Source organism: Alcanivorax sp. P2S70 (assembly GCF_000475295.1).
GTDB lineage: Bacteria > Pseudomonadota > Gammaproteobacteria > Pseudomonadales > Alcanivoracaceae > Alcanivorax > Alcanivorax profundi.
On record NZ_AXBZ01000046.1, the window covers coordinates 39,735 to 50,428 of the forward strand.

Sequence of the window (10,694 nt, forward strand, 5' to 3'; positions counted from 1 at the left end):
AATGGTGTTGTTTAGGGGGGTAAAGAGTCAGATTGGGACAAATGCGGGGCAAGCTTCCAGCGACAAGCGGCAACGCGGGTTGGTGATGGGTCATCGGGGGGCGCCGTGCCCGCGATGAACCAATAAAGGGGCCCTATGAGTGCGAGCACGTCCTGTCAGCCACGCTGAGCATGCAAGGGGGCATTCAAAGGCTCCCTAGATTAGCCCCTTCTCCCGGGCCGCGTGCTCGGTGAGTTCGGCGACCAAACGGACCGGGCGTGCATAGGAGCGGTCGTAGTGGGCCTGGGACAAGGCATGACACTCAAGGCTGATTTGCTCGTAGAGCTGGCGGGGGGGAATGTCTTTGGCGCTGGCCAGAGGCTGAAGCCCGAAGCGGTCGTAGGGGATGGTCTGGCGGCCAGCGGCCTTGAGCAGCTCCGGGATCCAGCCCTGGGGGGATAGTTGGGGCTGGTAACGCAGATTCTGGAAATCCATTTGTTCGGCCAGCAGGGTGGCGTTGTGCACGATAAAGTAGTTATCCACCACTTGGGTGAGCAGTAGATCCAGACGCTTCCAGACGATGGTCTTCTGCTCGTCTGTGTAGGCATTCCAGTTCACCACTTCGTGGCTGAAGCGACGGCAGCCACGGCAAACCGTATCACCAAAGACGGTGGAACAGACGCCAATACAGGGGGTACGAATACGATTTACTGCCATGGAGAAAGCCTACCAGAATTCCCGTTGCTGGGGAGTGGCCAGTGATCCGTTCGTGCAGATTTTGCGCATACCCCGGGTCGCCCTGTCTTGAGCAGGGCGTGCAAATCGGCCATAGTTAGCCGGTCCCGCAGGGGATTATCGTGCAGGCAATAATAAACAGGGCCGACCGGACACCCCGGATACGGTTCGACGGAGAATAATAATGCGACTGGTTGTGCTGCTGGCGGCCTTGAGCTGGGCGTTGTCTGGCTGTTCTGGTATGGGGATGGGGTTTCCGTCCACGCCCGGTGCGTTTCTTGATGCGCCAGAGGGGAAAACCTTCGAACCCATCGATACGCTCGACCCGCGTAATGCGATGGTCTACATCTACCGCCCGGTGACCCGTTGGGGCTACGAAGAAGTACAGGCTCCGGTCTTCTTTCTCGACGCCACCCAGCTGTTTGGTCTAAAGGCCGGAGCTTACACCTGGCTGGAGCTGCCTGCGGGTAACCATGACTTCTACGCCCGCCGCCCCCTCAGCGTGCTGTATCTGAAGATGGTCTTCGAGATGGATCTCAAGATCGAGGGTGGCCAGGATTATTACTTCCGCTATTCGGAATTGAAACCACTGGATATGGAAGAAATTGTCGCCAACCCCGAAGACTATCAGCAAGCGGGCCCGTTACAGCAGGTGCCAAAGGCCATTGCCATGCGGGAAATTGCCGATCTGCGGCTGGATGAGGCGGGTGTCTACTATGCAGGCAAGGACACCAAGGCCCCGCGTTGGGCGCCGTTCTATACCTATTCCGTGGATTGACCGTCACCCATCGCGGTGAGTTTTGCGTGCCGAAATAATAAAGCCCCGGGAGTCCGGGGCTTTATTATTTCGGGCCGGTAACGGCGATCCTGGATGACGGCCCTGGCTAGTCTGCCTCAGTGAGCCGTTTTTTCGACTGCAACAAACGTTTCCATTGCTCCACATACTCAGGCAGCGCCGGGGACTGCAGGTTCATGCCGGTCATTTCCTGCACGGTCTGCGGGCTGACGGATTTGCCACCGTAGACGTTCGCGACTCGCAGCAATGCGTGGGTGTGCAATTTACGCAGGGATTCGAAACGCTGGTCGTAGTAAACGTATTTGTCATCCCAGCCCAGAATGCGGGTGTGTAGCTGAAACTGCTGATAGGGGCGTAACTCGCGAATGTAGGCGATTTCGGTATTCGCCACTACCGCATTACAGCGGGCATCGACCATGCGATTGAGCAATCCGGTCACTACCGCGTGTTCAAGGCGGCTGCGGTCCATGAACTTGAGATATTTGGCATTGTTCAGATGCATGTTCAGATCGATGTCCAGCAGGCCCACCCGGAATTCCAGGGTGACGACATCGAACAACTGGTGTGTGGGCGGCCGTTTACGACGACGGGCCGCGCTGATCAGTTCAAGCATCCAGGTTCCCTCAGCCAGATTGCCCCACGCCGGAATTATGGTTTTATGGCGTTTCAGTCGATCAGGGGCGCACAAAAACGCGGTTCAGTATAACGGTACCAGACCGGGTTCACACTACACACTTGGTCAGGTGCACTGAGTTTTACAGTCTATCAGGTGGCTGCGAGGTGAAGGCTGAATAGCTTATCCGGGTCTGTCCAGCAGCCAAGGGGCTGGAAACCCGCGTCGCACAGCTCTTTCGAGAACCCCTCGACGGTAAATTTATAGGAGCTCTCGGTATGGATGCGGGTGCCTGCGGGCAGGCAGCACGTGTGCTGCCCCAGCAGCAACTGTTGGTCGGCAAGGCACTCCAGATGCATCTCGATGCGATTCAGTTGGGGGTTATAGAAGGCAAGATGTCGCATTTGCGATACGTCGAAGTGGCAGTCCAGTTCACGGTTCAGGTGGTGTAGCGCATTCAGGTTGAAGGCGGCGGTGAGTCCCTGGCTGTCGTTGTAGGCGGCGTTAAGGCGTTCGGTGTCCTTTTGCAGGTCCGCCCCGATCAGTAGTGCTCCCCCCGGGCCTGCCAAGTGGTGCAGGCCACGCAGAAAGGCCGCCCGTTCAGTCGGATCAAAGTTACCGATGGTGGAGCCGGGAAAAAACACCACCCGCCCCGGTTGTTGCCCGTTTTGCGGCAGCGCTAGCGCCTGGCAGTAATCCGCGCATACCGCGCTGATGTTTACGCCGGGGAACTCAGCGGCCAGTCGCTGGCTGGCTTCCAGCAGACAGGCACGGGAAATTTCCAGCGGCATGTACTGTTCTGGAGCCCAGCGCTCCAGCAGCAGACGGACCTTTTCGCAGCTGCCGGCGCCCGGTTCGGCAATGGTATGACATCTCCCAAGATGTTGCCGGATGTCCTCGGCATGGCTATCAAGGATCGCCGATTCGGTTCGGGTGGGGTAGTACTCCGGGGTGCGGGTAATGGCATCGAACAGGCGGGAGCCTTCGCTATCGTAGAAAAATTTGGGGTGCAGGCTGGGCTGTGCGGCAGTCAGTGAACGGGTCACTTCGCTGAGCATGTTGGTGGCCGGGGGCTGCAGGTCGTAGAAATTGAGGTTGCGGCGTAACTGGCGATGGGGGCCCAGTGGCGAGTCAGGGGACGTGAACGGGGAGGCGGTAGCGACTTGGATCATAGAGTTTCTGCCAGGCGGATGCCGCTGAACTGCCAGCGGTGGTGTGGGTAAAAGAAATTACGGTAACTGGCGCGGATATGGTCCCGGCTGGTGGCACAGGAGCCGCCTCGTAGCACCATCTGGTTGCACATGAATTTGCCGTTGTATTCCCCGACTGCTCCGCTGGCTGGCCGAAAACCGGGGTAGGGCAGATAGGCACTGGCGGTCCACTCCCAGACGTCACCAAACAGATGTGCCAGCGGCGTGTCGAGGGCATGGCCGGGCTGATACAGGCCGTTGTCCACAAAGCCCCGGGCCGGTTGTGTCTGGCTGGCGGCCAGCTCCCATTCCTGCTCGGTGGGCAGGCGCTTGCCCGCCCAGCGGGCATAGGCATCGGCTTCGTAGTAATTCACGTGGGCCATGATCTGGCTGTCGTGGAGGGGTTGCAGGCCGGCAAGGGTAAAGTGGTCGCGATGACCTGAATGCCAGTACAGCGGACCCTTGATGCCCTGTTGCTGAATCCAGGCCCATCCGTCGGATAGCCAGAACTCGGCTCGCTGATAGCCTCCATCGTCGACAAAGGCCCGGTATTCACCCTGTGTCACGGGCCGGTTTGCCAGTGCGAAGGGGGCCAGCCAGACCGGGTGACGCGGGCCTTCGTTATCAAAGGCAAAGTGGGAGCCCTCGGGATTGCCGATGTCCACCAGTCCGCCTGAGAGTGGCTGAAAAGTGAGGTTTCCGACGGGCCGGCCGGGAGGCAGAGGTTGTCCCAGCGATGGCGCCAGCGGATTGAAAGACAGACTGTATTTGATGTCGGTGAGCAACAGCTCCTGGTGCTGTTGCTCGTGATTCAGCCCCAGCGTGACCAGCGCCGTCAGATCGGGGCGTTGCTCGATAAGCTGCACCATGGCGGTGTCAACCTGCTGACGCCACTGCTGGACTTCCTCACCGTCTGGGCGTGACAGCAGGTGCCGCTGTGGCCGCGGGAATTGCTCACCAATACCGTTGTAGTAGCTGTTGAAAAGGTATTCGTAGCGGGGGTGGCGAACCCGGTAGCCAGGCAATTCGGGTTTCAGCAGGAAGGTTTCGAAGAACCAGGTGGTATGAGCCAGATGCCAGCGGGGCGGGCTCACGTCCGGGCAGGCTTGCAACCCCATTTCTTCGGGGCAAAGCGGTTCGCACAACTGCTCGCTGAAGCGGCGGATGCGCCAGTATTCACTGGCCAGCGTGTGGCTGACGTCCTGTCGTGCGGTATCTGGCAAGGTTCTCCCTCCCGTGCCGTGTCCGTGAGACTGCATTGACGCAATATCACCTTAATGCACTGACGGTTTGAGCGAAAGCAACAATGAGACGGTTATCCCGGCTCGGTATACTCCGGGCATAGTGAGGAACCACTCAATAACGACTTGCCTCCAGGAAAGGGCCTCCCTAACCGTGGAGACAAGATACAAGCGCTTCACGCATCAGCACACGCTGAGCATGCCAGGCGTTATTCAGAGGTTCCTTATGGCCCCATACCGTAAGGAGAGCATATGAATATTACCGATATTGTTGCCGTTATTACTGGTGGCGCATCTGGCCTGGGTCACGCGACAGCGCAAGCCATCACAGCCAAAGGCGGTAAGGTGATGATTCTGGACCTGAACGAAGAGCAGGGTCTGGCGGTTGTCGCTGAACTGGGTGACAACGCGGCGTTTGTGAAGACCGACGTGACTGATGAGGCCTCTGTGCAGGCGGCGGTGGCGGCCACCGTAGAGAAGTTTGGTGCCATCCACGTGGCAGTGAACTGTGCGGGTGTGGGCTCTGCCATGAAGACCGTTGGCCGCGAAAACAAGCCTCATGATCTGGGTGTGTTCAGCAAGGTTGTGCAGATCAACCTGATCGGTACCTTCAATGTGACCCGTCTGGCCGCTGCCGCCATGGCAGAGAACGAGCCGGGTGAAGACAACGAGCGTGGCCTGGTAGTGAACACCGCTTCCGTTGCGGCCTTCGATGGTCAGGTTGGCCAGGTAGCCTACTCCGCCACCAAGGGTGCGGTTGTTGGCATGACCCTGCCGATCGCCCGTGATCTGGCACCGCTGGGCATCCGTTGCAACACCATCGCCCCGGGGATCTTCAATACCCCGCTGATGAACGCGGCACCGGACAAGGTGAAAATGCCGCTGATCGAAATGACCCAGTTCCCCAAGCGTTTGGGTAACCCGGAAGAGTTTGGTCAGCTGGTATGCCACATGATCGAGAACAAGTTCCTGAATGGCGAAACCATTCGCCTGGATGGCGGTATCCGCATGCAGCCGCGTTAAATAGTCGCGGTGATCGATTAGCGGCCAGCTACTAGCTGAAACCCAAAAAGCCCCGGACTTCCGGGGCTTTTTGGGTTTTTATCGCAGATTTGAGGGAATGGTTTGCAGCACTCCCCATGCTGTAGGTGCGTAGGCTATTTTTTCCGCTCACCCCTTCGCGCCGCCAGCGACGCTCCGACAGGCAGGGTTATCCTCACCGCTCGAAGCTGCCTTTCAGCCCTCTAACGCATAGCACGGCTCGTAATGGCTGCCCGGCAACTTCATGCGCTGCTGAACGACAAAGGCTTTTAGCAGTTCATCAAGGTGAGTCATGAGTTCGCCCGGGGCGTGCAGCTTGTAGGGGCCGTGTTGTTCGATGGCATGGATGCCCTGTTCTTTCACATTGCCTGCCACGATGCCAGAAAAGGCTCGTCTCAGGTTGGCGGCAAGTGTGTGCACCGGCTGGTCGGGGCTCAGGTTCAGGGCGGCCATGGCGGCATGGCTCGGCTCGAACGGGGACTGGAAATCCAGCGGGATAGTCAGTCGCCAGTTAAAGTAAAAGGCATCGTCATTGTCACGGCGGAACAGGGTCAGCTTGTCGATGCCATGGCACAGGGTTTTCGCGACCGCTTCCGGGTCATCGATGATGATCTGGTAACGCTGTGCCGCCTGCTCACCCAGGTTAGTACGAATAAAGGCGTCCACCTGGCGAAAATAGTCGGCGCTGCTGGCGGGCCCGGTAAAGACTACCGGCAAGGGCATGTCGATATTGTCCGGGTGCAGCAGCACGCCCAGCAGGTAGAGAATTTCCTCGGTGGTGCCGACCCCCCCCGGAAAGACAATGATGCCATGGCCGACACGCAGGAAGGCCTCAAGCCGTTTTTCAATATCTGGCATGATCACCAGTTCATTGACGATGGGGTTGGGGGCTTCCGCGGCGATAATGCCCGGCTCGGAAATCCCCAGATAGCGGCCTCCTTTGAACCGCTGCTTGGCATGGGCCACATGCGCCCCTTTCATTGGGCCCTTCATGGCCCCGGGGCCACAACCGGTGCAGATATCCTTGTGGCGCAGGCCCAGCTGGTAACCCACACTCTTGCTGTAGTCGTATTCCTCGCGGGAAATGCTGTGCCCCCCCCAGCACACCACCATATTGGGGGAGGCGCCGGCACGCAGAACCCCCGCATTGCGAAGGATGTGAAACACCGCATTGGTGATCCCGTGACTGCTATTGAGATCGAAGCCGTCGTTGTTCTGAATCTCGTTGGCCACGTAGACAATGTCACGCAGCACGGCTGACAGATGCTCGCGGATACCGCGGATCATGCGGCCATCGACAAAGGCGCCGGCAGGGGCGTTATCCAGTTTCAGGCGTAGTCCGCGATCTTCCTGAATCACCTCGATGTCGAAATTCCGGTAGGTTTCCAGCACCTCGCGACTGTCGTCGGTGGGGGTGCCACAGTTGAGTACCGCCAGGGCGCAGCGGCGCAGCAGTTCATGCAGGCCACGCCCGGAGGTATCGCGCAGGCGTTCGACTTCGTGCTGGCTGAGTACTTCCAGGCTGCCTTCCGGGGCAACGATGGTCGACAGGGTGTCGGTCATGGGCGGGGTGTCCTCGCAAGTCCTTTCAAAGGGATAGAGTAACGCAAATTGGGGGCAGCGCGGCGTGAGATTATGTCGGCAAAAGGTGTGGGTGACCCCGTGCATTTTTACATTTCCCCCCGGAACGCCTGACATGCCGAGAGCGTCTTAATGAACACACCATGACAACGGGCTGGCATGCTGAGTGCATGGCGGTAATGGCAGGACGCAGGTGGCGCATTGTCATAAATATGACTTGTCCTGTGACTAGTCTTGGCGGGTTTCGAGGCCTCAGGCCCCGACCGAACATGTTTAACCGGAGCAAACCATGTTGCTCAAGTATCTCAATGAGCTTGAACAAGCAGTAAAGGCGGTGGCGGATCACCCAGATGCGTCCACCATGGATCGTTGTGCTCACTGTGTGGCTACCCTTGATGCCTATCTGGATGCCCAGATGGAGCCTGTCAAACAGCGCGGTCGCGAGTTGATGGACGGCATGATGCCCCCGGAATTGCTGGAGCGGGTCGGACACTCGGTTCATTGAGTTTAAAGTTGAAAGTTGAAAAGACGCGAGCCGGGTTTTGCCTTTCTGGACGACTGTGTCCGCAGCCATACCGCTGAGCGCGGCAAGGAAAGCGCAAAACCTTCAGGCCTGATGCGCGTTTAAACTTTGAACTTTCTATTGCTATTCAGCTCTTCCCTCGCCGCTGCCGTAGCGCCTTGTCCCATTCTTCGGGAAACAGGTCGGGTTGTTGCGGGGCTTTCAGGTCGCGTAGCCTGGCGCCAATGCCTAACAAGCGTGCCGGGCCCTGGCGGCGCTCCCAGAGCTGTTGAAGCAGTGCCTCAAAATGGGCAGGATCCAGATCGGTGCCCGCCTTGTCGCAACTCAGACTGACAAAATCCTGGTATTTCACTTTTGCGGTCAGGCCGCTGATCAGGTAGTTCTGATCCAGCCGCTCAAAGCGTGCTTTGAGTTTCTCAAGTAACCCGTCGAGCTCACGCAGCCAGTCGTTCAGCGTGGGTTGGTCCTTGTCATACGTGCGCTCGACAGAGACCGATTTACGGCGTCGGCCGGTTTGCACCGGGCGGTTATCCTCCCCCCGGCTCAGGTGGTACAAGCGCTCGCCGAAGCTGCCGAAGTGCTGTGCAAGCGTCAGCCGGCTCAATCCTTGCAGGTCTCCACAGGTGTGCAGATTCAGGCTGGTCATTCGCTCGGCCGTCACTCGCCCCACACCGGAAATTTTTTTGACCGGCAATTCGGCCACAAAGCGTTCCACCTGATCCGGCGGTATCACAAACAGCCCGTCGGGTTTGCGCCAGTCGCTGGCCACCTTGGCGAGAAACTTGTTGGGGGCAACCCCGGCTGACACCGTGATACCGATTTGCTGGCGCACCTCGCGGCGAATGGCATCGGCAATGCGGGTGGCACTATTGTCATACTGCTCACTGGCGGTGACATCCAGATAGGCTTCGTCCAGCGACAAGGGCTCAATCAGTGAGGTATAGCGCTTAAAAATGTCATGGATTTGTGTTGATACCTTGCGATATTTATCGAAGTTGGGCGGCACAATCACCAGATCCGGGCAGAGTCGCAAGGCCTGGGATGATGCCATCGCCGAATGAACCCCGAACTGGCGGGCAGGATAATTGCACGTTGCAATAACGCCTCGGCGGTGCGGATCACCCCCCACCGCCACGGGGCGGCCGAGTAAGGTACGATCGTCGCGGACTTCCACGGCGGCATAAAAGCAGTCGCAGTCTACATGAATGATCTTGCGCGGCGGGTGACTCATGGTAAAACTCTGGCGTAGGGTGCCAGTCGTCTGACGTCGGAAAGCTGCATAAGGAGAGTGTAACATCGCCACCACCATTCACCGTACGCCCCGGGTGTTGATTGTCGGGGCTGGCCCCAGTGGCCTGACGTTGGGGGTCAGCCTGCGCCGGCAGGGGATCGACTGTCTGATACTCGACCGACTGGAGACGCCTTCCCCGTATTCCCGGGCGTTGGGTCTGCACGCCCGCACCCTGGAAATTTTTTCGGCACTGGATGTGCTGGCTCCGATCCGCAAGGCCTCCAGATTGCTCAAGGGCGTGTCGGTTTACGGCGACAAGGGCTTCCTGTTCGATCTTGACCTGACCACCCTGAAGGCTCCCTTTCCCTGGGTATTGAGCTGTCCACAGAGTCAGGTGGAAGAGACCTTGATTCAGCGCTACAAGGCGCTGGGTGGCGAGATGCTGCGTGGGGTGGAGTTACTGGATTTCACCCAGGACGGGAGTCGTGTGACTGCGCGCATCCGCCAGGGGGCTCAGGTGAGCACTGTAGAGAGCGCCATACTGGTGGGAGCTGATGGCGTGGGTTCTACCGTGCGCGAGCAACTGGGGATTGGCTATAAAGGGGTGGATTACAAGGAGCATTTCCTGTTGGCAGATGTGCCCTGGAAGGCCCCATGGCGTGAAGACAGTTCCCACGGCTTTCTGCAGGAAGCAGGGCTATTGGTGGCGCTGCCGTTGCCCAATGGCTGGCGTTTGATCATGGCAACGGATGAGGAACCCGGGGAGCCCGTGACCCTTGACCCCTTTGAAGAGCGTCTGGGCTCGATTCTCGGTGAGGTGCCAGCACTGGGTACGGCACACTGGTTGAGCCAGTTCACCGTACAACGTCGCCTGGCCCAGAACTACCGCCGAAACCGTGCTTTCCTGGTCGGTGATGCTGCACATGTGCAGAGCCCGTTGGGGGCGCAGGGCATGAATACGGGTATTGCCGATGCCTTCAACCTGGGATGGAAGCTGGGCTATTACCTGAAGGGCTACGGGGATGGACGACTGTTAGACAGCTATGAACAAGAGCGTCGCCCGGTGGCCGAAAAGATGCTGTACGGCGTGGACATGCTGTCGCGTGCTTCGCTGGTCAAGTTGCCCCTGCTGCGACGCAGCCGTGATTCCCTGCTGAAAATGGCAGGCAGCCGCCCGGGGATTGCCACCCGCTTGCTGCGTACGGCCAGCCAGTTGGATGTGCACTACCGCAACTCACCCATGGTCACCAGTGGCCCTGAAGCGGAGCTGGGCTGGCGTCATCAGGGCCCGTTACCCGGCGACCGTTTGCCAGATGCGGCCATGCGTTCTGTGCGCACTGGGCACCTGCATCAGCTCCATGATCTGCTGAAAAAGCCGGTGCACCATTTGCTGTTGCAACTGAGCGCGAACCCCGAGCACAACGAAAAGCTGGTGCTGTATGCCTTCAGCGACCGGTTGGGCCAGGATTACCGTGAGCGTGCCCACCTGACCGTCATTGCCTCCCGGCATACCCCTGAAGAACAGATTCCCCAGGAAGGTACCACCCGTATCTGGCAGGATCACGAGGGGGAATTTGCGGCAGCCTTTGGCGAGGGACCACGTTTGTGGCTGATGCGCCCTGACGGGCATCTGGGGTACCGCGCGCCGGTGGGCAATGCGGATCACTTGTTGGGGTATCTGGATGCGGTGCTGCAGAGAGTTAACAGTGAATAGTGAACAGTTAACAGCGACGCAGTTACGCGTTATGTGATCTGAAAGGCATG

The 10,694-nt window shown here is 58.8% G+C and carries 10 protein-coding genes; 4 read left to right on the top strand and 6 right to left on the bottom strand.

Annotation, left to right across the window (positions count from 1 at the left end; translation table 11 throughout):
• Positions 1-195 precede the first annotated feature (195 nt).
• The gene (locus tag Q672_RS30320; RefSeq protein ID WP_022986287.1) at positions 196-696 is read right to left on the bottom strand and encodes a DUF1289 domain-containing protein; all 501 of its coding nucleotides are present in this window, start codon (positions 694-696) and stop codon (positions 196-198) included.
• Positions 697-898: 202 nt separating this feature from the next.
• Between Q672_RS30320 and Q672_RS30325 the strand changes: the two genes are divergently transcribed.
• Positions 899-1,492, top strand: coding sequence for a DUF2846 domain-containing protein (locus tag Q672_RS30325; protein ID WP_022986288.1), 594 nt, complete (start codon positions 899-901; stop codon positions 1,490-1,492).
• A gap of 106 nt (positions 1,493-1,598) precedes the next feature.
• On the opposite strand, the gene Q672_RS30330 is transcribed toward Q672_RS30325, so the two are convergent.
• From Q672_RS30330 to egtB, 3 genes are all read right to left on the bottom strand, one after another.
• Complete coding sequence (locus Q672_RS30330) at positions 1,599-2,123, bottom strand: acyl-CoA thioesterase (RefSeq protein WP_022986289.1); 525 nt, start codon at positions 2,121-2,123, stop codon at positions 1,599-1,601.
• 152 nt (positions 2,124-2,275) lie between these two features.
• Complete coding sequence (egtD, locus tag Q672_RS30335) at positions 2,276-3,295, bottom strand: L-histidine N(alpha)-methyltransferase (protein WP_022986290.1); 1,020 nt, start codon at positions 3,293-3,295, stop codon at positions 2,276-2,278.
• Positions 3,292-4,536, bottom strand: coding sequence for an ergothioneine biosynthesis protein EgtB (gene egtB / locus Q672_RS30340; protein WP_022986291.1), 1,245 nt, complete (start codon positions 4,534-4,536; stop codon positions 3,292-3,294). The genes egtD and egtB overlap by 4 nt, the downstream gene beginning before the upstream one ends.
• A gap of 270 nt (positions 4,537-4,806) precedes the next feature.
• Here egtB and Q672_RS30345 point away from each other — a divergent pair, with 270 nt between their 5' ends.
• Positions 4,807-5,577, top strand: a complete 771-nt coding sequence (locus Q672_RS30345; protein ID WP_022986292.1) for a 3-hydroxyacyl-CoA dehydrogenase — start codon at positions 4,807-4,809, stop codon at positions 5,575-5,577.
• A 213-nt stretch (positions 5,578-5,790) separates the two neighbouring features.
• Here Q672_RS30345 and ppnN read toward each other — a convergent pair whose 3' ends face one another.
• Positions 5,791-7,158, bottom strand: coding sequence for a nucleotide 5'-monophosphate nucleosidase PpnN (gene ppnN / locus Q672_RS30350; RefSeq protein ID WP_022986293.1), 1,368 nt, complete (start codon positions 7,156-7,158; stop codon positions 5,791-5,793).
• A 307-nt stretch (positions 7,159-7,465) separates the two neighbouring features.
• Here ppnN and Q672_RS30355 point away from each other — a divergent pair, with 307 nt between their 5' ends.
• On the top strand, positions 7,466-7,681 hold the full coding sequence (locus Q672_RS30355) for a hypothetical protein (RefSeq protein WP_022986294.1): 216 nt from the start codon (positions 7,466-7,468) through the stop codon (positions 7,679-7,681).
• Positions 7,682-7,826: 145 nt separating this feature from the next.
• Here Q672_RS30355 and dinB read toward each other — a convergent pair whose 3' ends face one another.
• Complete coding sequence (gene dinB / locus Q672_RS30360) at positions 7,827-8,930, bottom strand: DNA polymerase IV (RefSeq protein ID WP_022986295.1); 1,104 nt, start codon at positions 8,928-8,930, stop codon at positions 7,827-7,829.
• A gap of 94 nt (positions 8,931-9,024) precedes the next feature.
• Between dinB and Q672_RS30365 the strand changes: the two genes are divergently transcribed.
• A complete protein-coding gene (locus Q672_RS30365) occupies positions 9,025-10,644 on the top strand; it encodes an FAD-dependent monooxygenase (RefSeq protein WP_031226872.1) in 1,620 nt (539 codons plus the stop codon).
• Positions 10,645-10,694 lie beyond the last annotated feature (50 nt).